This window comes from Paenibacillus sp. JMULE4 (assembly GCF_013337105.1).
GTDB classification, from domain to species: Bacteria; Bacillota; Bacilli; order Paenibacillales; family NBRC-103111; genus Paenibacillus_G; species Paenibacillus_G naphthalenovorans.
Map to the genome: position 1 here is coordinate 26691 of NZ_SGWF01000015.1, position 23565 is coordinate 50255.

Sequence of the window (23565 nt, forward strand, 5' to 3'; positions counted from 1 at the left end):
GATTCTATGAAAAAGATCGCAGCAATAGGGTTGATAACCAGCACTCTAGTTGTAAGTCCTCTCTTCTACCAAGGACAAGCTTATGCCGCTTCGCAAAATCAACAGGATATTAAGCTAACAAACATTTCTTCGGTCAGGCATAGTGTGATCAGTAGCGGGAAGAAATATTTAGGAACTCCTTATGAATTTGGGTCGAGCCGTTCTAACACCAGGACATTTGATTGTTCCGATTTTGTCAGACAAGCCTACCTGGAGGGAGCCAAAATTAAGCTTCCGGCTGATTCGAGAAAGCAAGGGGATTATGTAAAGAAGAATGGAACAGTCACAACAGATTGGCGAAAACTAAAACCAGGGGATATTATGTTTTTTATGTCCTATAAAGGCAGCAAAGATTCGAATTATCGCGGGATCGATAAAAGTAAGGAACGTATTACACATAACGGTATTTATCTAGGGAATGGAAAAATCCTTCACACTTATTCCAAAAAGTCGGGTGGAGTCAGAATCGATACGATTGAAGGTAAACAGTGGGAAAAGCGCTTCTTGTTCGGAGGAAGTATTTTAAAGTAACAAATAAAAATGACAATGTTATCTCAGTGATAATATTGTCATTTTTTGTTGCCCCTTCTCTTTAGACATATTCGCTTACAACTGGTCCGATACCGCTATTCTAGCGTCACCGTTTCATTCCGTGTTTTCGCGTCACGCGCATGAACACATGTTTGTTTCGAACAAAATTGTTTAATTCCGTCCCAATATCCCCAGATACAATTCTTACATTTCTTTGGTTGCTTTGGTTTTTGTCCAGCAAACAAACCTAATCCCCCTTCAAGTTTGGTTCATCAGTTAAATGTATCCATATTTGGTTTGTATTATTCAAAAAATACTTTTACAAAACTTGTTTTAGGATAGATGATCTCATAAGCCATTTGCATAAAGTGTGTCGTGCTAAATCCGAGTAGTTAGTAGAAATATAGTGTTTCAATATTTAGTGATATTATGATGCAAGTCGCACATACTCACACGTATCAATGCAATGGACAACGGAATGGATTACTGGAACAACATGATGAGAATTTTTTTAATAGTTCAGTTGTGATGCTTGAAGTGGCCAACGTCTATATAAATACTCCCATCGCCGAAAATCCCATACTTCGTTGACCGTGGCGGGTGTATTGTCGAAGAAAGTCGCATTAATTGAACTAAACATCCACAAACAACATGCAGATCGAGAAATGAAGCGTAGACGAAGCGAACGCCGAAGCCGATAGTTATTGCCGCCCGACCTTCGCTATTCGAAGCGAACCCCCCGCTTAGCTGACCTTTAAATGTAACGGAAAGTGGCGGGGCTTCTTCAATTACTTACTATTTCTGATCTTCAACAATCTAAGGCTATTTAGCGTAACGATCAACGTCGCGCCCATATCGGCGAAAACCGCCATCCACAACGTAAGCCATCCGGGAACAATAAACGCCAATGCAAGAAGTTTTATACCGAGCGAAAACGTAATGTTTTGTTTAATTATCGTTAGGGTTTTACGGCTTAATCGAATTGTATATGGTAATTTACTTAAATCATCCGCCATAAGCGCAATATCTGCCGTTTCAAGTGCCGTATCTGTACCGGCGCCACCCATTGCGATACCAACCGTTGAAGCCGCAAGCGCTGGCGCGTCGTTTACGCCGTCGCCGATCATTGCGACATTGCCGTAATCTTTGCGAAGTTGCTTGATATAGTCTAATTTATCTTGTGGCATTAGATCGGCTTTAACGTCCGTAACATTCAGTCGTTGCCCGATAGCTTCGGCGGTTGCTTGATTGTCGCCCGTAAGCATAATCGTCTTCTTGATGCCAATTTCGTGCAGTTGTTTGATAACGTCTTCACTGGAATCGCGTACTTCGTCAGCAACGGCGATTAAGGCAAGAACTTGTTGTTCAGTACCCAATACCATAACTGTTTTCCCCTGCTTTTGAAGAACTTCGATACGCTGATTCGTTTCAACATTCATATTGGAATGAAGTTCTGTGAAAAGTTTCGGACTTCCGATGTAATACAATTCCCCGTTTACCTTCGCTTTTACACCTTTGCCCGTAATGGACTGAAAGTCTTCAACGGTAAGTGATAAATCGGCGCAGATGCTTTCAGCTTTTCGAACAATCGCGGAAGCAAGCGGGTGTTGCGACCCTTTTTCGATAACTGCCGCGATAGCAAGCAATCCCTTTTCGTCTATCGTTCCGAAAGTTTCAACGTTAGTTACTTCCGGGAAGCCTTTTGTCAAAGTACCTGTTTTATCAAAAGCGATTGCTGAAAGGCGTCCAGCTTCTTCAAGGTGAATACCGCCTTTGATAAGAACGCCATTCTTTGCCGCGTTACCAATAGCCGTAACAATCGAAATAGGTGTTGAAATAACTAACGCACAAGGACAACCGACGACGAGTAGCGCCAATCCCCTATAAACCCATTCGCCCCAATCGCCACCAAGGATAAGCGGAGGAACAACGGCAATACCTAACGCCAAAATCATAATCGCGGGCGTATAGTATTTCGCGAACCGATCAACGAACGCTTGCGAAGGTGCGCGTTCCGCCTGTGCTTCTTCGACAAGGTTGATAATTTTTGAAATCGTCGTATCCTCGACTAATTTTGTAACTTTAACTTCAAGCAAACCTTCTTCGTTTAAGGTTCCCGCAAATACTTCATCGTCAATTGTTTTAGATACGGGAACGGATTCGCCTGTTATCGCGGCTTGGTTAATCGTTGATGTCCCTTTAATAACAACGCCGTCCATCGCAAGTTTTTGTCCCGGTTTCACGATCATAATATCGCCTACTTGAATATCGTCAACGTTAACCATTAGTTCAGCGGAACCGCGACGTATTAGCGCTTCTTTCGGTGCAATGTCCATAAGGGAACGAATGGATTGACGGGCTTTTTCCATCGAGTAGCGTTCCAGAACTTCACTGATAGCGAATAGAATGACGACCGTTGCGCCTTCGCCCCATTCGCCGATAGCCGCGGCGCCGATAATTGCTACGGTCATAAGCGTGTTCATATCAAAATTAAGACGGAAAAGATTCTTTATACCTTTAATGAATAATGCGTACCCGCCAATTATGATCGATGCGCCGTATGTTATTGAAGATAGAATGCTTTCTTCCCCGTATTGTTCACCAAGTAAATAACCCGCAACCAGTAGAACGACCGAAAGTAATACATTCCAGTTTGCTAACCAAAATGGTTTTTTCTTCTCGACTACACGTTCTTTTTCTGGCGTAACTTTTAAGTTCTCGAAAGCGCCAGCTTTTTCAAGTTCTTGAACGCTTGTCTTGCCGTAAACAGTTATTTTTGAAGCACCGAAGTTAACTTGTGCGTCCTTTACACCGGGTAAGTCCTTGACGTTCTTTTCAAATTTCCCCGCGCAATTGGTACATGTAAAGCCTTGCACGCGGAAAACATTTTTATTTTCTTCACTTATAGCGTTATTTTCTACATTACTTGCCATTAGTAATCAAATCCCCCGAATGTGTGGATGCTAACTGTACCAATTGACGAACATGATCGTCTTCTAACGAGTAGAACACTAATTTGCCTTCCTTACGGTTTTTCGCTAATCCAAGTTGATTTAACGTCCGTAAGTGGTGCGAAGCCGTCGCCATTGTTGAACCGATAATATTCGCGACGTCGCAAACGCAAAGTTCATCTTCTTCACAAAGGGCGAAGGCGATCTTCATACGTGTTTCGTCGGCTAATACCTTAAACATTTTGACCATGCCGTGAATATTTTGCCCTTCAAGCGATTTTTGTACCCTTTGAACCTTGGGTTCGTCATAACAGTAAATATCACAAGTGTCTTTTTCCTTTTTGCTCATTCCGTCACCCCTTCAATCAAACCTTTATTTGATTATTATCATAGCACGATCTTTTTATACATTCAAATGAAAATTTGACTGTGTTTAAAAAAGGCTTCAACCATATTTGAGTATAATTCCACGACATGGAAAAAGCGCTACAAACCAGGGAGTTTTTTTGTCCCTTGTTATAGCGCTTAGAATCGATGTAAAAATACAAAGAAGAGGCATATGCCCCTTCCGTATTTTAAACATGCTGTTTTTGTTGCAAATTTTCAACCTGTCGATGTAGTTCGTTATTCCGTTCCTTTAATTCGTTCAACTCGTTAGTCACTTGTTCAAGAGAATGACTGTTATTTGAGTTTCCGGCTTTATGATCGCCATGCATTCCTTTCATCATCCATATCATCATTATTGGACAAACAAGCATTAACAACCAGTACCAATTCATCTTACCTTCACTTCCTTTCTTGGTTATCTTATATGAGTTTTTATAACTCAATTGTAATTCCTAATTATGAGATCCCTGTGTAGAAGTTGTTGAAATCAAGTTTTTTCCACATTAATATTTAGGACATTCCATACATATTTTTAATATACAAGCTATCATTTACTGGAGGGCAAAAAATGACGAACACTTTCTTTTTCCTGGGTATTTATTCCGTTTTAACCATATGGATTCTTCGATTCATTATCGTTTTCCGCCATCGTTTATCCTGTATGGCCGGTATGATGGCTGCAATGGTGCAGGGAATGACAATCGGTTTAGGCGTAGGGACGCTGCTCGTTATATGGCTCCCGGGTGAAATCTTTCATGCAACAATAATTAGTATGTTAATCGGGGGAATCATCGGGACAGTTTCTGGAATCCCTATTAGTATTATGGCCATATTGGACGGACTTTTATCGGGTATCATGGGCGGCATGATGGGCACAATGTTTATGGTCATGATCCCTACATCATATACAATTGCAGCCATAAAAATCATGTCAGTTCTTTGTACCGGTGTGCTGTTTCTTTTATTTCTGATGTTACAGGGAGAAATAAAGCTAGAACATTTACAGAAAAGATCATCATTATTGTCCAAACCAGTCTCTATGTTTGCCGTAATCGTTTTGTTTGCAGTCATAATTATTTTGGGTGTAGGGAGCGATTTACACAATAACTACTACGGTAAACAATACAATAATACAGCTGATCCTAACGCTACGCATGAACACCAACTAGAGAAGAATTTACCAGACCTATCCAAAAATGAACTCGCAATAATAGCGAATGAATTTTCATTTTCCCCATCCACAATCCACATGAATGCGAACGAAAAAATAAAGATTATTTTGTATAACGCGGGAAATGTTGAACATGACTTTGAAATTGTCGGAACTGATATTCATGTCCATGCAAAACCAGGGCAAAGAAGCAGTGTAATCGCCACTCTGGAGAAAACAGGTGAATACCGAGCAGTGTGTACATTGCCTGGCCATCAGGAGGCTGGAATGATCTCTGCCGTTCGTGTTCATCCATTATAGAACAATATTGATATTAAGACGTAGGATTTTTATCCGTGTTAATGCTGCGTATAAATGAGGTTACATTACCCAAACAACAAGACCCTTGCGGGTTATTAACTTCACAGCCACAACGCTTGGCTTGTACCTGCATGCGTATATGTTCTATGGGGCGTTGGTTTTTTAGAGTTGCTTCCGTTAGGCGTTTTCTCGTCCATCCAAAACAGTAGCAAACCGGCACATTCAAAGCCTTGTTTTTCTGAAATACAGATATTTTGAGGTCGTCTGAAACGTAAGTTTGATCATTGCTGAAATAAACTACTTCACATGAGGAATTTGAGCAGAATGTGTATATCAATTCACTGTCTATGGTTTCTAAGGCTTTTGGTATAAGCATTGCTTTGAGTGTAATAAGAGGAACGTTCTTGCCCTTTTGCTGACAAATAGGGCAATAATTAAGATTCGACTTTTCCAACGATGATGATTGACAACATTCGTTCAATGATGACCACTCCTTAATGTCCGTAGAAACACGCTAATCTTACTCGCTCGGCTGCGATTGATCAATATGGCTCGGAATTGCATACCCGTCATAAAGTACTGATGTCATCATCCCAGAACTCGCATGGTTGAGATCGTGGCAATGAAACATCCACTCTCCGGGATTATTTGCAATGAAAGCCAACTCATACTTCTCGCCCGGTTTTACAACAAGTGTATCTTTGAAGATCGCCCCGTCTTCAACCGGTGAGCCATCCTTACTTAATACTTGAAAAAAGTGTCCATGCAAATGCATAGGATGATCGAACATCATATCTTTGCTTTCTAATGTTACTTTAATAATATCCCCTCTCTTCACATCAAGCGGATCGATATCAGGATATGTCCTTCCATTAATTGTATAGATCATCCCCATTCCTTTCATTCCATGCGACAGCACCATCTTGTATTCTTGATCATATTTATTTGATGCAAGAGAAGCATATTCTGTTGCAATCCCGGATCCAGTCAATGTAAAGATTCCGTCATACTCCGTTTCATCCAATGTTTTCTTGGATGTTCTATTAATTAATGGAATGATTAATCCATCTGCAGCAGGCGTATTTAACATCTCTCTTATAAAAAGCTGCTATCGGGCGCAGTAAATTCCACATCGTATCTTTCCCCTGGTCCAACGGGCAAAAGCTTATTTTGGATTATTTGCGGATCCATTACTGCCTGCCCATCAACCGCCACGACTCTATATTCGATCGAACCCAAGTTCATATAATGGGTTATATATCCTGCATTTATAAAACGCAACCGCACATTCTCACCCGTTTGAATTTCGTACGCAGAAATCAAATCACCAGACTTGCCATTTACAGTGAAAAGATCATCATTGGAGCTTCCCATCATACCCTTTGATCCTGCTTTTCCCTTACTATTCATCTCATCCAGGATAAACGTATAATCTCGGTCCAACTCCGTTTGCCGGTCGCCCTCCACGATCAGTGCACCATATAACCCAAGATCCACTTGCTCGGCACTTTTGTAATGGGAATGATACCAATAGGTGCCTGGAACGGTTGCTGTAAACCTGAATCCGTGATAGTTCTTCTGTGAAAAAGAAGAAAAAGAAAGGAAATCGCATCTCCGATGGTGAATTTTAAAGGAACCATGAATGATCCACTTTCACCTGCGAGGTGCTACATATGAGAATCCAATTCACCCAATCTAAGGAAATTCTGTTGACTACGCATGCTGGCCTGGCCACCGTCGGCGCCTTGCTTTCCCATACCCGATTGCCGCAGCGTCTCAATCGCTCCACCGTGAAAGGAATGGAGAACCCGATTCACAGTCATGGCGATGTCATGACCAGCTATCTTGGCTTGCTTTGCCAAGGCAAAAGCGACTTCGACCACATCGAACCTTTCCGAAAAGATCCCGTATTCCAAACCTGCCTCGGTGTCCGCAAGGTGCCGTCAAGCCCGACGCTCCGTCAGCGTCTGGATGCCGCAGCTCAAACGATGAATGCCAACTGGAACGAGATCCTGCTTCAAGAATCCGCCGATCTGATTCGAAACGTAAAAGCACCTGTAACCGGACTGACAGCAGGCGAGCATACGGTGATTCCGCTGGATATCGATGTCTCTCCGTTCGATAACTCCGGTACGAAAAAAGAGGGTGTTTCGTTGACCTACAAAGGCACGTTCGGCTACGCCCCCATTTTCGCCTACCTCGGACAGGAGGGGTATAGCGTGAATGTGCAGCTTCGGGAAGGCAGCACGCACAGTCAGAAGGATGGCGCTGATTTTCTGCGCGAAAGCATCCAGTATGCCCGGCGCATCACGAAAGAGCGCCTTCTCGTGCGGATGGATTCCGCTCACGACAGTCTGGAAAATCTGCAGGTGTGTCATGCTGAGCCAGAGGTCGATTATATCATCAAGGTCAATCTGCGCAATACATCCAAGGAAAGTTGGCTACGGATCGCCGAAGACAAGGGCATGGCCTGTGAGCAGCGCCCCGGCAAGACGGAATACATGGGCGTGATCGCCTTTCCCGAAAAAGGCTTCGATCAAGCCCTTCGTCAAGTGTTTCAAGTGATCGTACGGACGATCGACCGTGAAGGTCAGATGCTCCTGTTCCCGGAAATTGAAGTGAACGTCTATTGGACTTCTCTTACCTGCTCGCCGTGGCGTGTCATCGAGTTGTATCGCGATCACGGCACGAGCGAACAATTTCATAGTGAGCTGAAGACGGATCTGGATTTGGAGCGACTGCCCGCCGGCAAATTCGATACCAACGATCTGGTTTTGCACGCGGGGGTGTTCGCTTACAACCTGCTCCGCATCATGGGGCAGGAAAGCTTGCGCCAAGACGATGCTCCGATTCGGGGAGGCGTACAACGTCGCCGCATCCGCACCGTGATTCAAAACATCGTGTACATCGCGGCTAGAGTCAGCCGACACGCTCGTCAAACGATTTTCAATTTTGGGCGATACAGTCCCTGGTTTCAGACCGTACGACGAGTGTACCAAGCGTTTGCCTGAATCCATTTTTCGCCATCCAGACCAACCCAAACTGCTCTTCCCTGTTCCGGCCTTACCGTAAACAGCAAGGCTTATTGAGCATGCCTTGCTTGATGGATTCTGTCATTTGTAGATTTGTTTTCATCACGAATCTTTAGCTGATGGGGGGATTTCCGATTACTTTTTTCCATATACTGCCCTCTCTGGCGGAGTGGACTTAAGTTTGTCACGGATTCAGGTGTAAATGAATACTGAAAACTCTCTCCAGGTTTCACTGCGTTCTGTGTTACCCCGGGTACTCCATCCATATCTACCGGAACAGGATATCCATGCCAGTGGATGGTTACGGGCTGATCCAGCTCATTCTTCAAATTGACTTCTACCTGCTGCCCTACTTTTACACGGATTTCTTGGCCGGGTACAGTTCCGTTATAGGAATAAAGGTTTAGTTTTATTCCCGACGAGACCTCTTGTTTGTGCAACGATATTATATGTGATCTTATCGCCTTCGATTTGAGGCCTTGTATAAAAGGTATCATCGATTGGAAGTATTGAAAACTGATTAATATCCACTTCTTTCCGTTGTCTTTTTTCACTTGTGGGTTCTGATCGATTCATCATTCCCATCATTGAACAAGAACCAAGGACTGAGGCAATGAGAAGGATTAGAATTGCTTTATAAATGTTTTTCAACCGCTAGTCCTCCTTCTTAACGTGCTCGTATTTTAACGGATAGTTACTTCTCGAGGTCCCCCGTCCATTTAGCCATACCGCCGTCAAGATTATAAACCTGGTTATAACCATTCTCTAACAAAAGGTTCCCACTTTCCACTCCCATACGACCGGTATGACACACAAAGACAATTTCCTTATCCTTAGGCAGTTCAGTATACCTCAACTGAATCTCCTCAAAAGGAATGTTTATCGAGTTGGGTACTCTACTATTGGAAAATAATTCGGGTTCCCTTAAATCGACAATGACCATATCTTTTTTACTGTTGATCATATTCGTGAGCATCTTAGTATCCACGATTTGCAGTTCAGGTATAGTTTCTAGGGACTTGTTCGTTGTTAAAAACTTGATGGAGGCCGCTCCTAACATAACTACAATCAATACAAGTAAGACAAACCACTTATTTCTTATCACAAGCGACCCTCCTTTTAATGAATTTGTTCTAACTTGGGCGAAAGATCTTCGGGGTCTTTTCGTTTCTGTCTTAAAGTGAAGATCATCATGATTACCAGACTAATTACAATCACAACTACACTCGTCCATTGTCCTGCTGTCCAATTAAAAAGATATCTAGGAGAGTCACCTCTTAAAAACTCCAGCATAAACCTTCCGATCGCATACAAGATGTTATAAGATAAGAACAAAAACCCTTTAGGCCATGTTTTATTTTTCATGATCAATAAAATCGCAAATACAATGAAATCCCACTGACCTTCCCATATCTCGGCTGGCCAAAGTGGTTGCGGACCGTATTCGGCATATGCCATTGTGCCTTCCGGATAAACGATGCCAAAACTTGAGCCTGTAGGTGATCCATACGCATCTCCATTTAAAAAGCAAGCGATACGACCGATAGCCTGGCCAAATATAATAGCTGGCGCCATCGTGTCCGCCAGCTCCCAAAATGAAATCCGAGCCACTCGGGCGTAAATCGCCGCAGCGATAAATCCACCTACTAGCGCTCCTTGAATGGCAATACCTCCGTTCCAAATAGCAGGTATCTCCACTAAATGTTTGGAGTAATAGTCCCATTGGAAGAAGAACACATGCCAAATTCTTGCAACCAAGATTGCTCCGATTAGTACATAAAACATCATGTTTGGAATATGTTTGCGATATGTTGTCCCTTTTGCTAAATAATACGCCACACCCATGGCCAACATGATGGCTAAAGCAACGACCAATCCATATGATCGAACTTGGAAATCGCCAATCGAAAAAAGAATCACTCTCATCCTATACCCTACCTTGCCCTATAATTGTTTTGCAAATTAGGCGTTCGCCCAAAAAAACAGTCCCTTACCGCATCCGGGTCTAAATCCACCGCAAAGCAGAGCGCTTCAAACCATTCTGTTTGTATAAACGATAATGCATCTTGTTTAATCTGAAAATATTGTCCTGTTCTCTTTGCTCGAATTTTCAGATCGGATTTGGTCAGCAACAGCATTTCCTGGATCAGAAGATAATACCCACGCGGCATCATGTTGATCTTCATCCCTTTCGCTTATTGATGTCTGTTCATGATGTTTCAATCTGTTTAAGAACATGGAAGATATAAATCCCGCTGCCATCATCAACAAATACACGATTTGTTGTCCAGATAACCCTAGTAGAAAAATTGCTTTCGGCTTAAATAACGACACTAGCATCAAGCCTGCACCAAAATAAGTTAAAAACAGAACAACTATGTTTCCCGAACCGACCTTCGACCGTTGTCTCCACAAGTAAATGAGCATGGGAACTGTAATAAACAGCATGTAAACATTGATAGGATGATATTTAAACTGAGGGCTTTCAATCGAAATTCCCCAAGGCAACGAAGTAGCCGAACCGTATTGCCATCCAATCAAACTGTATACGAGGACTGACGTGATGGTTCCAATAGCAAGCAGGTCACCAATAAAAAAAGCCGGAACTTTCAATCGCCGTATACTTATGGTCATGTAAAATACGGCAACCGTAACTCCTATCCATAATCCCGTTGAAGAACCAATCATAGTAATTAATCGATACGGGTTACTCCATAAAATAGACGGCGAGAAAAGCAAGGGGCTGAATTTCCAGACGAAGAATACGATAATAAAACTATTGAAAAGCTTATCAAGAATTGGACGATCATAGAAAGGGGAGTTTTTGATTAGCTTTTGCAGTACATAGTAGCCAACCATTCCTGAAAACCCCATCAGCAGCCAGTCCAATTTAATCATAAAGGGTCCAAATTGCAGTATTTCCGGCATAACCCTTTGCCCCCTAACGAATAAGTCGCTTAAATTTACTTTCCAAATCTCGGGAATCTACAACTCCGATTACCTGATCCACAATGACGCCTTTCCCATTTACAAAAAAGGTTGTTGGAATTGGCCTGATCTGATATCGCCCAGACACTGTTCCTTCCGGATCCAGTAAAACGGGGAAATCAAAACCGTATTCCTCCACAAAAGCTTTTGCTCCATCAATACTGTCGCCGACAGTAACGTTTACTGCATAAATCTCGATCTGTTCATTATATTTTTCATACAGTCTCACCAAATCGGGCGCCTCAATCCTGCATGGGCCGCACCATGATGCCCAAAAGTTAATAACAACGGGTTTGCCATTCAAGTCATCAAAAGAATACGCCTTCCCATCAAGTCCAGTTAGTGAAATCTGCGGGGCTCGATACCCTACTTTGGGCAGTTCTTCCTTATTATTTGGTGATGGCGATTGATAAACAGCCGCAACGGTGAGAACAACAATAGTCGCTAGCACTATCCATTGTTTTTTCATCCTTTTCCTTCTCTCCATTACCATATTCAAAAAGTTATATTTTCCAGCATACTACTTCCTTTTAAAATCCTGTAAATCCACCGAATAACTGAATCAAGAAAATCGTAATTTTTGTCATTTGGTCCGTATACAACAGAATTCCGGTCAATACCATCAAGGCCCCACCAATTTTCATCAAGATGCCTGAATATTTAAGTATCGATTTTAATCGTCCGATAAAGAATGCCATCACGAAAAACGGAATAGCAAAACCAATTGTGTAAGCAACGGTATAGATAATTGCCTGATTCGGATTGGCCACTCCAAGCATAATCACCGCCGACAAAATTGGTCCGACGCAGGGTGTCCAACCCGCCGCATACGTTATCCCGACAAGTACGGAACCAAAATAACCAACTGGCTTGTTCTTGAAAGTAACTCTCGCGTCTTTCATTAAGAACTTGGGTGTAAAAACTCCAAGCATAACCAGACCCATAACAGCGACCATAATACCTCCAAGTTTGCGTATCAGGTCTTGATAATCAGTAAATAAGTTTCCTATGAAACTAACTGAGATACCGAGAGCAATAAAAATAATTGAGAAACCGATCATAAAAAACACCGTATGCATCATCGCTTGCCGGTGGAGCATTCCTTTACCTTCTTGCAAATCTTTTACAGAAATACCTGTAATGTATGATAGATAAGAAGGATACAATGGAAGACAGCAGGGCGAAATAAATGATAAAAGACCTGCGCCAAATACAAGCCAAATGCTTAAATCTGCAGCATTCAAAAAGGTTACCTCCCTTTTCACACTACTGATTGTAGTGTAAATTGTTTTGAAAAGGGCGGGCTTACGAACACCCACCTAAAATAATGCTACTCATAATAAATATAAGAGATAGGGTCAGTAACAACGGTTTAAAGTCAGACATGGGAACATGGATCCGCTGTTTCGGTTCAAGAACTTGCATAATTCGATAATTGATTGCATTTTCTGCAAAGTAAGCAACTGCAGTAGAGTGCTGCATCTTGCCTACTTTTGATAGCTTTAGTAGAACATTGCCTAAATAATACTCCGTCCCCATTTGCTTAATGGCGAATCGGTCGGCAAGCAATTCCTTCCATGTCTTAAAATCACGTACCATCGCCTTCATCGTCGGTATATACCCTAACCCGTCAAGGATCAAAGCTAACAGGAACATTTTCAATGGGTCACGATTCCGGCAGTGGTACCACTCATGAAGCAGAATGGCTTCTACTTCATGATTGGAAAACATGCTCAATACTCCGGTTGAAACAATAATTCGGGGCTGGAAGAATCCTATTGTTAGAGCAATAAACTTCTCATCATTAACAACAATGAACTCTGTCCCCCACTTTTTATACTTATCATTCAGTTGTTTGGTAAGTTTCGTATGTTTCTTGCTATGAAACACCCTGAGCCATTTTTGGGTTAAACGTAATTGCTTGTAAAGACGCCAGATCATTTTCCCAAACGTATATAAAATGATCACGTTGATCAAAAATTTTATGACATTATGGGCTACGGTTTCTTCCTTTAATGCACTTATACAATATTGGAAAAAGTTCCAGGGAAGGCGAACATCCCATAGTTGATGCGCTATATATAGGCCCATTTGTACTAAAATCATAACACCGACGAGTAACAAGGAACCGAAAATGAAATTTATTCGGAATACAGGATTCATAAATCTTTCCTGCTTTTCAGTTGATTTAATTTATCCGATAATTTATTGATCAATTCAGAGTCGGCATCCTCCAACGCATCAATCATGTGTCCCACAACAAGATCACCAAATTCTTGAATGAGGCCATCTGTAACCGCCTTAGTTTGTACGTGCAGAAATTGTTCTTTCGTTTGCACAGGTTCGAAAACTGTCACCCTATTCCTGCCTTTTCCACGTGTATCTTTACTAAGGTGCCCTTTTTCCAGCAATCGATTCATTACGGTCATCACTGTGTTAAACGAAATAGGACTTTCCTGATTTAAAATTGACTGCACATCCTTGATACTCATACCATCGGACAACCACAATATGTTCATAATCTTGGCTTCGAGTGGGCCGAAAAAACGATTTAATCCTTCTTCATTCACATTAAACTTCTTCACATTTGTCATTTTCTGCCCCCCCACACTACAAATTGTAGTCTATTAAATACACTGTGTCAATCGCTCACAAATCGGGCAAAAATGAATCCGGCCTCCCTACATAAGTTCTACATAATCATGTATTATGATTAGTTTGTGATAAATGTTATAGACAAAAGTATTGAGGATAGGGAGGAAGCATTATGAAGATTGGTACACGTTTTAAATTAGTATTCGTTTTTGCAATACTTGCTGTTTTGCTTACAGCCTGCTTTGATTCGAAGGATTCGATGGAAGGAATGGATCACTCGAACATGAATCAATCCGGTATGACCAATACGGATAGCAGCAATCAGTCTAATGTAAATACACAAGATAAAACATCAAAGATGACAACCTTAAAGGGGAAGGAATTTACGCTTACCGCAAAAACAAGCAATTTAGAAATCACTCCTGGAAAAACGTTGCCTGTATGGACATTTAATAACTCTGTGCCAGGCCCCGAATTTCGTGTTAAACAAGGCGACACCGTCAAAATCACATTAAAAAACGATTTGCCTGAACCCACTACGATACATTGGCATGGTTTACCTGTTCCCAACGAAATGGACGGCATTCCGGGTGTAACTCAAAATGCTGTACAACCTGGGAAGTCATTTGTCTATGAATTTAAAGCTACTGTTCCCGGCACTTACTGGTACCATTCTCATCAAGACGGTGCTAATCAAGTGGATAAGGGCCTCTACGGTGCGTTTATTGTTGAAGGAACAGATGAGAAAGTGGATCGGGATTATACGTTAGTTTTAGATGAATGGATGAGCATGGGCGATATGGACATGTCATCAATGGACAATAGCAGCATGAACATGGATATGTCATCGATGGATCATAGCAACATGAATATGGATTCTTCAAAAGACCAGGCATCGAGTGAAAATAACATGGACCATGGAAATATGGGTGATGATGCTCACGGTTCTTCGGCTGAAGGTCATGATATGAGTATGTACGATATATATTCAATCAATGGGAAGTCGGGAGACTCGATTGATAAACTTATAGTGAAAAAGGGCGAAAAAGTTCGCATTCGACTCGTTAACGCTGGATTACTTTCGCATAATATCCATTTACATGGGCACGAATTTAAAGTCGTCTCTACTGACGGACAACCGATCAACAATCCTGCTTCTATCAATGATCAGGTCATTTCGATTGCTCCGGGAGAACGCTACGATCTCGAATTTGAAGCGAACAACCCCGGGCAATGGTATATCGAAGATCACGGAGATGATCCGCGTGTGAAAGGCATGAAGGCCATCATTGCCTACGAAGGCGCAAACGCAGATACAGACAAGCCAAACGAAACTGCCGCGCTGCCAATCCTTGATTTGACACGTTATGGGCAATCATCAAATTCAGTGTTCACATTGGACCAAAAATATGATTTAGAGTACACGATGGATCTGAATACGGATCAACAGAGTGGACAGCAGGTCTATACGATTAATGGAAAAACATATCCCGACACTGAGAAAATCAAAGTCAAAAAGGGAGACCTCGTCAAAGTCCGATTAGTCAATAATTCCAAGACCGACGATCATCCCATGCACCTTCATGGTCATTTCTTCCAAGTTCTTAGCAAGAACGGTAAGCCTATAGAAGGCTCACCCATCGTGAAAGACACACTTAATTTGAAACCAGGAGAAGAATACGAAGTGGCTTTTGTTGCGGATAATCCAGGAGACTGGATGTTCCACTGTCACGAACTTCACCATGCTGCAGCAGGTATGGTTACGCATTTGCAATATACCGACTATAAGAGCGATTTTGTACCTGATCCGAATGCCGGCAATAAGCCTGAATAACCTTAAATGGCCTGATCTTACGCCTTAAATTAGCGTAAAATCAGGCTGTTTTTTGCAGGTTGTTATTTTGTTTTCGCCCAGCTCTCACCACCGTCTTTACTTTCATATACCGAATACCTTTCAGTCACAATTAACAGACGGTTGGCGTCTTTCTTCGAACCTTTGATCCCAAGCGGCATTTCTCCATTCAAATCGACTAGCATTGGCTTCCAAGTTGTTAAGTCGTTCGATCTTTGAAATCTGCTTTCATTCATAGTAATGATTTCCCCGGTTGGCGTAATAAAAATTTGAAATGTCGGCTCATTACCGATCTTCGTCTCTTTTATATTGTTATCCATTATATCGTAACGGTACAGCCCGCTTTCTGTGCCGGCAATAATGGATGAAGATTGACCGGGTGCAATTGCTATAGAATATGCAGCTTGAGGAATAACACCTACCTTCGTCCAGGTATTCCCACCGTTGTTGGATTCATACAGATTGTCTCCTGGACCAGCAAGCATTGTATAAAGATGCTCAGGGTTATTTGTATCCATGGCCAAAAGGTGCGCATCCGGTTCATTTGGTTTTTGTTTATTCGGTAGCCCGTCTTCGGCCACATCCCAAGTCTTTCCACCGTCTAATGATCGCTTAACAAAACCATGACCGGAAACTATCATTTTTTCCGGATTTGTTGGATCGATTTCCAGTCCCATTACGTCGTTACTTTGCAAAGGTTGTAATGTGCGTAACCATTTCCCGTTGTTATATTCATAAACACCTGTATGCGTTCCTAACCAGACAGTTGATTCATCTGCAGAATAGCTAAAGACATGAGGATGCGTTGCCGAGCCGGGTTTTAACTCGTCCGCTGAGCTTGTCCTATTTATGATTCCCCAGACAGCCACGCCTAAAATTCCAATCATAACGATCGAAAATACCCACCCTATACTCAAAGAAGATCCTTTTTTCTTACTGGCCATATTTATCTCTTCTCCTTCAGTTACTAATCCAAATTTTTAGGAAGTTGAATATAAACAATAGTTCCATGGTTGCTTTCAATCCATACCGATCCATGGTGGGCTTCGACTATTTTTTTCACGATTGTAAGACCAATACCTCCACCCCCGGATTTTCGATTTCGCGATTTGTCCCCCCGATAAAACCGTTCGAAAACATATGGCAAATCTTTAGGCGAAATACCTGATCCAGTATCACTCACAGTGATAAGAACACTTTCCCCCTTATCCGTCGCTTTTATTTCCACATATCTATTTTCCGGGGTAAATTCCAAAGCATTGCTTAACAGATTAACAAGAACTTGAATAAGACGTTCCTTGTCAACCTGTATGATGATTGAGGGAGCACTTTTGACTATGAGTTGAACATTTTTTTGCATGTAGGCAGCTGATACCACGCTTACTCCATGTTGGATCAACTTACTTATGTCTTCTTGTTTCAAAGATAATCGAAATTGGGAGGATTCTATATGTGTGAGTTGCTCCAAATCAGCAACCAAACGAATTAATCGCTCGATTTCTTCATAACAGGCTTGAATCCGCGACGGTGTCGGTTGCCAAACTCCATCTTGGAATGCTTGCATGTGACTTTTTAACGTTGCAAGCGGAGTACGCAATTCATGTGCAATATCTTGAGTCATTATTTTGCGCAAATGTTCCTGATTTTGCAATTGTTCTGCAAGTCGATTTAATGAGGCTCCCAGATCCGCCAACTCGTCATTTCCTTTAATGTTTGACCTTGATTCTAAATGTCCATGTGTCATTTTTTCCGCAACATGTTTCATTGTGATCAGCGGCGCAGATACTCGTTTCGCTATATATAAGCTAATACCGATGGTCAAAAGAAGCGCTACCAAAAATGTCCAAACGATGGATTGAATCAATGCTTGTTCTAAATGATAAATAAGCTGAGAAAAATCGTGAGTCATTCCCATCGACTGGTTCTGATACATCAAGAAGTGATAATGCGTCTCAAATATAAGACTTATACTAACGAATACGAGTATGGCTGCCACCGTAAAAATAAAAATGAAGGAAAGGCGGGCACGCAATCCGGTTTTTCTCATCTAGTACCACCCATAAAGCGATACCCAACACCGTAAAGGGTAACGATATATTCCGGTTTTTTAGGATCCGGCTCAATTTTTTGACGTAAATTTTTAACATGCTGATCAATGGACCGAACATCCCCCGCATAATCAAAACCATACACTTTTTCCACCAATTCTTCTCTTGTAAAATGTCTTTGAGGATGTCGGGCTAAAACCATCAGCAGTTTATATTCGTTCGGAGTTAACACAATCGGAGCTCCATTTAAATATACCTCATGGCGTAAAACATCGATAATAAGCTCGCCATCGTTAAAAGAGACGCGATCAGCAAGTAAATAACTGTCATCGGAACGTCGAAGGATTGCCCTAACCCTGGCAACCAACTCTCGAACATCAAAAGGCTTAATCAAATAATCATCTGCACCAAGCGAAAGACCTTGTATCCGATTATTTTCTGAAACCTTTGCGGTAAGCATAAGAATGGGAACGGAGCTTTGCTGACGAATTTTTTGGCATACTTCTTCTCCAGGAATATCCGGAAGCATCAAATCCAGTATGACCAAGTCGATTGCCGTTGATTCGATAAACGATAAGGCTTCTATACCCGTTCCCGCCTCAACGACGTTGTACCCCTCCTTTACCAAATAAGAACTAATGACATCGCGGATTTTTTCCTCATCATCGACTATTAAAATGCTCTTCATACCCTATCATCCTCGCAATTAATCTACTCTGTAGGATAGCGCCTGTTTTCCTAAGGCTTCCCAACTCTCAATAAATTGTTTCTTATCGACTTTAATTCCTTTTTGATTTTTTCGCGGGTCGTTTATAAACACATGATCATTGTCGTAACCGACCAAGAGCACCGTATGCTCTTGAAACGTCGTCCGGATCGGCCCAAGTGGGGAATCCCACACCATCCATTGCTTTTCAGACGGCTTCGTGTATGAAACGGTTGTCCAAACCAGAACCGGAAAACCGTCAGATACTTGTTGCTCCAGTTCATCAAAGTCTTTTCCGGTAAAATCAATTCCGGTTGGAATATATTTGATAAGTAATTCAAATAATGCCGTGTGATAAATACCGTATCCTTTTTTCTTGCCTGTTATATCTCCTACAAAACCTAAATTCGGGTTTCCCCAATAGCGGATGCTTCCGTCTTTATTATACTCAATAGGCGTAGGATCCTGTTTTAGTTCGGGAAGCAAATCCATTTTACTTTTATCGATGCCGTAAAAATTGAACATCATCGTTAATGTTGCAATTTCACATCCGTTATAAAGTTCGGGTAACTGAAGAACGACAGGTGCGTCAATAAAGGCCGATTCGAGCTTTTCTTTTTTCTGATCAACATTATCACTTTCATTATAATCATCTTTATTTTCAGTTAAGATAGCGACGGATTGTCGCATGTCATCGGGATTAGAACCTATCAAAAACTCCTGATCAGTTATCTTTAAATACAATAACAACGTAAAGAACGCGCTTGTCATAACAAGGCCGATGACTAATATTGTTGCAAATATGTACTTCAGAGTTTTCAACATACTTTCTGCCTCTCCCGTTGTACAACCACTCATAATAAATTTAAAAATTTAATACACTACATATTGTAGTATATATTTGGATAATTGTAACTACCTGTTCTCACTTATTTATAAACCAATTTCGGATGCACAATGTATAGCAATCCGTAAACAGCGGCCCCGATCATCATTGCAACGGTAAATCCCATTGTCATGGAAATCATTACGGAAAGAAGGGAACCGGCTACTGTCATCAATCCGTTTATCGCCCAACTTACCGCCGTCTGCCGTTCCGAAACTTGAGTTAAACCATAAGGAAAGGGCATACCCATAAAAAAGCCCAGCGGGAATAACAATATCGCTGCAACTGCTATTCGATAAATCAAAGGCAAATAAAACATTTGCTCATTGTACCAAGTAATTCCCGAATTCACTCCTATCGCAAGAATTGTTATTATCAGTAAAGGGACAAATCGTTTCGTTTGTCCATTGAACCATATCCCGGATAACAAACTCCCGATTCCACCGGCAATCAGTAAAATACCCAGAACCAATACAAAAGACAACGTAGGATGGCCTAACGGTAAAATAAGCCGTTGCACAAGCGTTGTTTCAATGATAATAAAACCGATGGCAATACCTGAAAAATAGGCGGTCCCTCCGTATCCGTTTTTCGTTATTCTAGCAAAGACAAATACGAACAAAAATGTCAGAACTACGATCCAAATAAACGAATAGGGGATTTTTCCTGTTTTGTTATAAAAGAACGGCATATCGTCGCTATTCGCAGCCAAGTTGACTTTCTGATCGGCTAATAACTTACTTAACGAAGAGTATTGATCATTTACATGAGGAATGTGAATCGGAATTTGCTGTATGCTCTCCGTTTCCGATTTTAAACGGTTGGCTAACATTAACGAAATCGGCCGCTTGTTAATGATCAACAGAGGCCGTGTTATCACGCTTCCCCCCATACCCCAAACCTCGTGTCCAAGATGCTGAAACGTACCAATCACTGCAATGTGATCACTTATTCGATTGTTGGTAACCCCTTCGCTTTTAAGGGATTTTTCAACAGCAGTCATAACCTTCGCCAATTCCATTTCGTTATGAAGCAGAAAGGCAAGTCTTCCGCCCGGCTTTAACTTCTTTAGATATTCTCCTACCGCTTCAACTGTAAACATATAGTTTTCTGTTAAGGTCATACCCAAAGCGTTTTCTGACTCCTTTTTTACCAACGATAAGTAAATTAAGTCATACTGATTTTGGGTTTGCCGGATATAGTTACGGCCATCGGACACGATTTCCCTAACGCCAGGCTGTTTAAATACATTGCCTGAAAAAGATGACATTGCCTCAACAGCCCGAAAACTTCCTGGATTGATATCGACTGCCTCAATCTGCTCAAAACCGGCCATTTTTGCAGTCAGGACTTCTTGTCCCCCGCCAGCACCAATAATTAAGACCCGTTCTTTTGTAACATCTTGAAAAGCAAGAAAACTCGTTGTCCATCGCAAATAATCGACCTGCTGCAAATCGCCTGTATATTTCGAAATTGGCGATACTGCTCCGCCATCGATCGTGATATATAACAATTGCCCATCTCCCGCGTCGTATACATCTGTGCGAGAAAATGAATTCCAATCCGAATAAACAATGTGAGTGTCTTTTTCACCTAAAAACAAATTTGCCGGGCTCGTTTGGTAAGCACGAAATGGAAGAAAGTTAGTAAAAGGTTGAACTAAGTTGAAAATCAAGATAGCAAGACCCGTTATATATATATTTTAATGGGTTTGCAGCGGTTTTGACGCTGCAAACAAAACTAATGAACACTAGCGCCGCTGATATTAGACTGACCATTTCGATCGGACCTAGTACATCCATTAACCATATAGAAATACCGCACCAATTCCGGCACCGGCTAAATCGAAAAAATATATCGTCCGAATATTTTCACGTTGCCCCTGCATGATTGCGGCAAGCAACGAACCACCCGCGAAAAAAGGTAAAAGTGCTACAGCCGAATAGAACCATATATTCTGATAAGGAAGCACATATATTGTTAAAACTGAAATAATCAACAGGATAGCAAATAGCCCTAACCATTCATTGCGGTTTCTAAAGACGAATCCTGAAGATTTGTAGGCTAAAAACCCGCCAAGACCGATTCCTAATGTTGCCAGGGAAATCGTTAAAAAGACGAAGTTATAATCCAGTATCACCGAAAAAAAACGGGAGAGGAATACTTCATATACTAAAAAAGCAAAAGCCGATGAAAATGTAATCAGCATATCTTTACGATCGCTTCGCTTCAATGACATAGTTCCCCTTCATAAGGTAATCCTGTTAATATTAACAGTTTGGTCAAATCGTGATGACCTTAAAACCAAGCAAGGGGTGATGTTTTTATAATATCTTTCCGGATTAATTAAATGAAAGGAAGATGGTTCTCTGCCCTCACGAATATAGATGTATCATTTGGGAATTATACATCAAGAAGTAACCAACGATATAAGGAGGAGTGTTATTCCATGCCAGTCACAACGCATACTGCACAGCATCACCAATCTTGTATCGACACATGTAATGCCTGCGTACAAGCTTGTGAACATTGCCTAACCGCGTGTTTGAATGAACCGGATGTGCAGGCAAGAATTCAATGCATTCAGTTGCTGCGGGATTGTGCAGATATTTGCTCAATCTCATCTCAATTCATGTCACGTAACAGTCCCTATGCCAAACAAATCTGTAATATCTGCGCAAGCATTTGTGATGCTTGTGCGGCGGAATGTGCGAAGTTTAAAGACGAACACTGCCAACACTGCGCCGAACTTTGCAGAAAATGCGCTGAAGAATGCAGAAAAATGGCAGCTTGACTGAGATAGGGGGACGGTTGTCCCCCTTTCAGTTATCCCTCTTTTTTTATTTGGATTTTTCTCTAATTTTCGAAAATTTGTTTAGATAATTTTTTTTGCTTTCTCTTTTTCCTTAAGATTAGAATAACGACCGTAAGAATTAACATAAACATAAATGTTATACTGGTGCTGAATGGGGATGATGCTGCCTTTTTTTCAATTGAAGGATCTTCCGTATTATCTCGTTTAAGTTCTTTATTATTATTGATTTCCAATTCTTTTGAATATTTTTTTTCCGTCAAAGTTCAAAACAACGATTAGGAAAGCAGAATCATCGATCTGGATATCAAATTTTTCGTCTTTATCGCTTGTAAAGATTAATTGTTCCGGGATTACAAAACGGTCGATATAAGACTCAAATGCTGAGGGATTTAAAGTAATCTTATTGGTTTGAAAATGTTCAAATCCATAGTCGAACAATTTTACCATATCACCGTAAGCTAATTCTGACGAATCGGCTTTCAAGGTAACGGCAATCCATTCTGAATTCCCTCTCTTGACAGAGGCAACCAACGTGTTTCCGGACTGACTCACATATCCGTTTTTTACACCTGTTGTTCCTTCGTATCGCCATAGTAGTTTGTTATGATTATAGAGTGTTGTTTCCCATCCTTTCCCGATCCACTCCATTTCCTTTGTTCCAACGATGGAACGAAATATCGGGTTTTTCATCGCGTATTGCGTAATAATTGCCATATCATAAGCAGTTGTTTGATGTTTTTCATCAAATAGCCCATGCGGGTTTTGAAAATTTGTGTTCTTAACTCCAACCGTATCCCTGACAAATTGATTCATACGTTCTGCAAATTGGGCTTCACTTCCATCAAAATATTCCGCAATCGCTGTTCCCGCATCATTGCCTGAATTAATAAGCAGTCCTTGGACAAGTTTTAATAATGTAACCTGTTCCCCTTCAAGTAAATAAACTCTCGTACCAATAACATTTCTAGCTGTTTCGCTAACGGTTACAATATCGTCCAAATTGCCCTCTTCTATAGCTATTATCCCTGTTACGATTTTCGTGATACTTGCGGGATACATTAAGCGATTACTTTCTTTTTCATACAATATGGTGCCTGTTGCTCCGTCAATTAAGATAGCAGCTTCGCTGTTGAGCGAAAAATGCTGATCATCTTTCGTTGCATATACCGTATTTTGAAAAACGAATATGAACGAGACGAATAGAAGAAAAAAATGATAGAATGTTTTCACTGAACTTTTCCTTTTCATGAACGGAATTGAAAAA

At 41.3% G+C, this 23565-nt stretch carries 27 protein-coding genes; 5 read left to right on the forward strand and 22 right to left on the reverse strand.

The features are described 5' to 3' along the window. Positions 1 to 6: 6 nt before the first annotated feature. Positions 7 to 570 (forward strand): C40 family peptidase, encoded by a 564-nt coding sequence (locus EXW96_RS16250; protein WP_127608022.1) that lies wholly within the window; start codon positions 7 to 9, stop codon positions 568 to 570. Positions 571 to 1358: 788 nt separating this feature from the next. On the opposite strand, the gene EXW96_RS16255 is transcribed toward EXW96_RS16250, so the two are convergent. The 3 genes from EXW96_RS16255 to EXW96_RS16265 form a co-directional block, all read right to left on the reverse strand. Further along, positions 1359 to 3503, reverse strand: a complete 2145-nt coding sequence (locus EXW96_RS16255; protein WP_127608023.1) for a heavy metal translocating P-type ATPase — start codon at positions 3501 to 3503, stop codon at positions 1359 to 1361. After that, positions 3493 to 3870 carry an ArsR/SmtB family transcription factor gene (locus EXW96_RS16260; protein WP_054796030.1) on the reverse strand — a complete coding sequence of 126 codons (378 nt, stop codon included), beginning with the start codon at positions 3868 to 3870 and terminating at the stop codon, positions 3493 to 3495. The genes EXW96_RS16255 and EXW96_RS16260 overlap by 11 nt, the downstream gene beginning before the upstream one ends. 226 nt (positions 3871 to 4096) lie before the next feature. Then, positions 4097 to 4300, reverse strand: a complete 204-nt coding sequence (locus tag EXW96_RS16265) for a DUF2933 domain-containing protein (RefSeq protein WP_054798818.1) — start codon at positions 4298 to 4300, stop codon at positions 4097 to 4099. A 176-nt stretch (positions 4301 to 4476) separates the two neighbouring features. Here EXW96_RS16265 and EXW96_RS16270 point away from each other — a divergent pair, with 176 nt between their 5' ends. After that, entirely contained in the window at positions 4477 to 5379 is a 903-nt protein-coding gene (locus EXW96_RS16270) for a cupredoxin domain-containing protein (RefSeq protein ID WP_127608024.1), read from the forward strand. 13 nt (positions 5380 to 5392) lie between these two features. Here EXW96_RS16270 and EXW96_RS16275 read toward each other — a convergent pair whose 3' ends face one another. From EXW96_RS16275 to EXW96_RS28300, 3 genes are read right to left on the reverse strand one after another with little or no spacing between them, the layout of a single operon-like run. Continuing rightward, on the reverse strand, positions 5393 to 5860 hold the full coding sequence (locus tag EXW96_RS16275) for a putative iron-sulfur cluster-binding metallochaperone (protein WP_127608025.1): 468 nt from the start codon (positions 5858 to 5860) through the stop codon (positions 5393 to 5395). A gap of 39 nt (positions 5861 to 5899) precedes the next feature. Further along, positions 5900 to 6469: a multicopper oxidase domain-containing protein gene (locus EXW96_RS28090; RefSeq protein WP_174350973.1), complete on the reverse strand. Its 570-nt coding sequence runs from the start codon at positions 6467 to 6469 to the stop codon at positions 5900 to 5902. 5 nt (positions 6470 to 6474) lie between these two features. Beyond that, entirely contained in the window at positions 6475 to 7026 is a 552-nt protein-coding gene (locus EXW96_RS28300) for a multicopper oxidase domain-containing protein (RefSeq protein WP_309225132.1), read from the reverse strand. Positions 7027 to 7052: 26 nt separating this feature from the next. Here EXW96_RS28300 and EXW96_RS16295 point away from each other — a divergent pair, with 26 nt between their 5' ends. Continuing rightward, positions 7053 to 8390 carry an IS1380 family transposase gene (locus tag EXW96_RS16295; RefSeq protein ID WP_027093557.1) on the forward strand — a complete coding sequence of 446 codons (1338 nt, stop codon included), beginning with the start codon at positions 7053 to 7055 and terminating at the stop codon, positions 8388 to 8390. A 71-nt stretch (positions 8391 to 8461) separates the two neighbouring features. Here the strand turns inward: EXW96_RS16295 and EXW96_RS28585 are convergent, their stop codons facing one another. The 9 genes from EXW96_RS28585 to EXW96_RS16340 form a co-directional block, all read right to left on the reverse strand. Continuing rightward, on the reverse strand, positions 8462 to 8908 hold the full coding sequence (locus EXW96_RS28585) for a multicopper oxidase domain-containing protein (protein WP_174351047.1): 447 nt from the start codon (positions 8906 to 8908) through the stop codon (positions 8462 to 8464). Further along, positions 8799 to 9062, reverse strand: coding sequence for a hypothetical protein (locus EXW96_RS16305; protein WP_164751825.1), 264 nt, complete (start codon positions 9060 to 9062; stop codon positions 8799 to 8801). Before EXW96_RS16305 ends, EXW96_RS28585 begins: the two co-directional genes overlap by 110 nt. A 43-nt stretch (positions 9063 to 9105) precedes the next feature. Continuing rightward, positions 9106 to 9516, reverse strand: coding sequence for a rhodanese-like domain-containing protein (locus tag EXW96_RS16310; RefSeq protein ID WP_236595681.1), 411 nt, complete (start codon positions 9514 to 9516; stop codon positions 9106 to 9108). A 14-nt stretch (positions 9517 to 9530) separates the two neighbouring features. After that, positions 9531 to 10337: a prolipoprotein diacylglyceryl transferase gene (lgt, locus tag EXW96_RS16315; protein ID WP_127608027.1), complete on the reverse strand. Its 807-nt coding sequence runs from the start codon at positions 10335 to 10337 to the stop codon at positions 9531 to 9533. A 144-nt stretch (positions 10338 to 10481) separates the two neighbouring features. Continuing rightward, positions 10482 to 11339 (reverse strand): prolipoprotein diacylglyceryl transferase, encoded by an 858-nt coding sequence (locus EXW96_RS16320; protein ID WP_127608028.1) that lies wholly within the window; start codon positions 11337 to 11339, stop codon positions 10482 to 10484. Positions 11340 to 11352: 13 nt separating this feature from the next. Continuing rightward, on the reverse strand, positions 11353 to 11868 hold the full coding sequence (locus EXW96_RS16325) for a TlpA family protein disulfide reductase (RefSeq protein ID WP_127608029.1): 516 nt from the start codon (positions 11866 to 11868) through the stop codon (positions 11353 to 11355). A 61-nt stretch (positions 11869 to 11929) separates the two neighbouring features. Further along, a complete protein-coding gene (locus EXW96_RS16330; RefSeq protein WP_127608030.1) occupies positions 11930 to 12643 on the reverse strand; it encodes a cytochrome c biogenesis CcdA family protein in 714 nt (237 codons plus the stop codon). 61 nt (positions 12644 to 12704) lie between these two features. After that, positions 12705 to 13562 carry a M56 family metallopeptidase gene (locus EXW96_RS16335; protein ID WP_127608031.1) on the reverse strand — a complete coding sequence of 286 codons (858 nt, stop codon included), beginning with the start codon at positions 13560 to 13562 and terminating at the stop codon, positions 12705 to 12707. Next, positions 13559 to 13993 carry a BlaI/MecI/CopY family transcriptional regulator gene (locus EXW96_RS16340; protein WP_127608032.1) on the reverse strand — a complete coding sequence of 145 codons (435 nt, stop codon included), beginning with the start codon at positions 13991 to 13993 and terminating at the stop codon, positions 13559 to 13561. The genes EXW96_RS16335 and EXW96_RS16340 overlap by 4 nt, the downstream gene beginning before the upstream one ends. A 173-nt stretch (positions 13994 to 14166) precedes the next feature. Here EXW96_RS16340 and EXW96_RS16345 point away from each other — a divergent pair, with 173 nt between their 5' ends. Continuing rightward, complete coding sequence (locus EXW96_RS16345; protein ID WP_127608033.1) at positions 14167 to 15828, forward strand: multicopper oxidase family protein; 1662 nt, start codon at positions 14167 to 14169, stop codon at positions 15826 to 15828. Between the two features lie 62 nt (positions 15829 to 15890). Here the strand turns inward: EXW96_RS16345 and EXW96_RS16350 are convergent, their stop codons facing one another. The 6 genes from EXW96_RS16350 to EXW96_RS16375 form a co-directional block, all read right to left on the reverse strand. Next, positions 15891 to 16790, reverse strand: a complete 900-nt coding sequence (locus tag EXW96_RS16350; protein WP_127608034.1) for a WD40/YVTN/BNR-like repeat-containing protein — start codon at positions 16788 to 16790, stop codon at positions 15891 to 15893. 23 nt (positions 16791 to 16813) lie between these two features. Next, on the reverse strand, positions 16814 to 17893 hold the full coding sequence (locus EXW96_RS16355) for a sensor histidine kinase (RefSeq protein ID WP_127608035.1): 1080 nt from the start codon (positions 17891 to 17893) through the stop codon (positions 16814 to 16816). After that, positions 17890 to 18582, reverse strand: coding sequence for a response regulator transcription factor (locus tag EXW96_RS16360; protein WP_127608036.1), 693 nt, complete (start codon positions 18580 to 18582; stop codon positions 17890 to 17892). The genes EXW96_RS16355 and EXW96_RS16360 overlap by 4 nt, the downstream gene beginning before the upstream one ends. A gap of 18 nt (positions 18583 to 18600) precedes the next feature. After that, positions 18601 to 19425, reverse strand: coding sequence for a C39 family peptidase (locus EXW96_RS16365; protein ID WP_127608037.1), 825 nt, complete (start codon positions 19423 to 19425; stop codon positions 18601 to 18603). 104 nt (positions 19426 to 19529) lie between these two features. After that, positions 19530 to 21161, reverse strand: coding sequence for a spermine synthase (locus EXW96_RS16370; RefSeq protein WP_174350975.1), 1632 nt, complete (start codon positions 21159 to 21161; stop codon positions 19530 to 19532). Between the two features lie 126 nt (positions 21162 to 21287). Beyond that, positions 21288 to 21719: a spermidine synthase family protein gene (locus tag EXW96_RS16375; RefSeq protein ID WP_174350976.1), complete on the reverse strand. Its 432-nt coding sequence runs from the start codon at positions 21717 to 21719 to the stop codon at positions 21288 to 21290. A 216-nt stretch (positions 21720 to 21935) separates the two neighbouring features. On the opposite strand from EXW96_RS16375, the gene EXW96_RS28775 reads away from it, so the two are divergent. Next, positions 21936 to 22280 carry a four-helix bundle copper-binding protein gene (locus EXW96_RS28775; RefSeq protein WP_127608039.1) on the forward strand — a complete coding sequence of 115 codons (345 nt, stop codon included), beginning with the start codon at positions 21936 to 21938 and terminating at the stop codon, positions 22278 to 22280. A gap of 240 nt (positions 22281 to 22520) precedes the next feature. Here the strand turns inward: EXW96_RS28775 and EXW96_RS16385 are convergent, their stop codons facing one another. Further along, positions 22521 to 23531, reverse strand: coding sequence for a D-alanyl-D-alanine carboxypeptidase family protein (locus EXW96_RS16385; RefSeq protein ID WP_309225125.1), 1011 nt, complete (start codon positions 23529 to 23531; stop codon positions 22521 to 22523). Between the last annotated feature and the right edge of the window lie 34 nt (positions 23532 to 23565).

Coding starts and splice junctions, on each gene's coding strand:
- EXW96_RS16250 (WP_127608022.1), top strand. CDS start 7: ATGAAAAAGATCGCAGCAATAGGGTTGATAACCAGCACTCTAGTTGTA.
- EXW96_RS16255 (WP_127608023.1), bottom strand. CDS start 3,503: ATGGCAAGTAATGTAGAAAATAACGCTATAAGTGAAGAAAATAAAAAT.
- EXW96_RS16260 (WP_054796030.1), bottom strand. CDS start 3,870: ATGAGCAAAAAGGAAAAAGACACTTGTGATATTTACTGTTATGACGAA.
- EXW96_RS16265 (WP_054798818.1), bottom strand. CDS start 4,300: ATGAATTGGTACTGGTTGTTAATGCTTGTTTGTCCAATAATGATGATA.
- EXW96_RS16270 (WP_127608024.1), top strand. CDS start 4,477: ATGACGAACACTTTCTTTTTCCTGGGTATTTATTCCGTTTTAACCATA.
- EXW96_RS28090 (WP_174350973.1), bottom strand. CDS start 6,469: ATGTTAAATACGCCTGCTGCAGATGGATTAATCATTCCATTAATTAAT.
- EXW96_RS16295 (WP_027093557.1), top strand. CDS start 7,053: ATGAGAATCCAATTCACCCAATCTAAGGAAATTCTGTTGACTACGCAT.
- EXW96_RS28585 (WP_174351047.1), bottom strand. CDS start 8,908: ATGATACCTTTTATACAAGGCCTCAAATCGAAGGCGATAAGATCACAT.
- lgt (WP_127608027.1), bottom strand. CDS start 10,337: ATGAGAGTGATTCTTTTTTCGATTGGCGATTTCCAAGTTCGATCATAT.
- EXW96_RS16320 (WP_127608028.1), bottom strand. CDS start 11,339: ATGCCGGAAATACTGCAATTTGGACCCTTTATGATTAAATTGGACTGG.
- EXW96_RS16325 (WP_127608029.1), bottom strand. CDS start 11,868: ATGAAAAAACAATGGATAGTGCTAGCGACTATTGTTGTTCTCACCGTT.
- EXW96_RS16335 (WP_127608031.1), bottom strand. CDS start 13,562: ATGAATCCTGTATTCCGAATAAATTTCATTTTCGGTTCCTTGTTACTC.
- EXW96_RS16340 (WP_127608032.1), bottom strand. CDS start 13,993: ATGACAAATGTGAAGAAGTTTAATGTGAATGAAGAAGGATTAAATCGT.
- EXW96_RS16345 (WP_127608033.1), top strand. CDS start 14,167: ATGAAGATTGGTACACGTTTTAAATTAGTATTCGTTTTTGCAATACTT.
- EXW96_RS16350 (WP_127608034.1), bottom strand. CDS start 16,790: ATGGCCAGTAAGAAAAAAGGATCTTCTTTGAGTATAGGGTGGGTATTT.
- EXW96_RS16355 (WP_127608035.1), bottom strand. CDS start 17,893: ATGAGAAAAACCGGATTGCGTGCCCGCCTTTCCTTCATTTTTATTTTT.
- EXW96_RS16360 (WP_127608036.1), bottom strand. CDS start 18,582: ATGAAGAGCATTTTAATAGTCGATGATGAGGAAAAAATCCGCGATGTC.
- EXW96_RS16365 (WP_127608037.1), bottom strand. CDS start 19,425: ATGTTGAAAACTCTGAAGTACATATTTGCAACAATATTAGTCATCGGC.
- EXW96_RS28775 (WP_127608039.1), top strand. CDS start 21,936: ATGCCAGTCACAACGCATACTGCACAGCATCACCAATCTTGTATCGAC.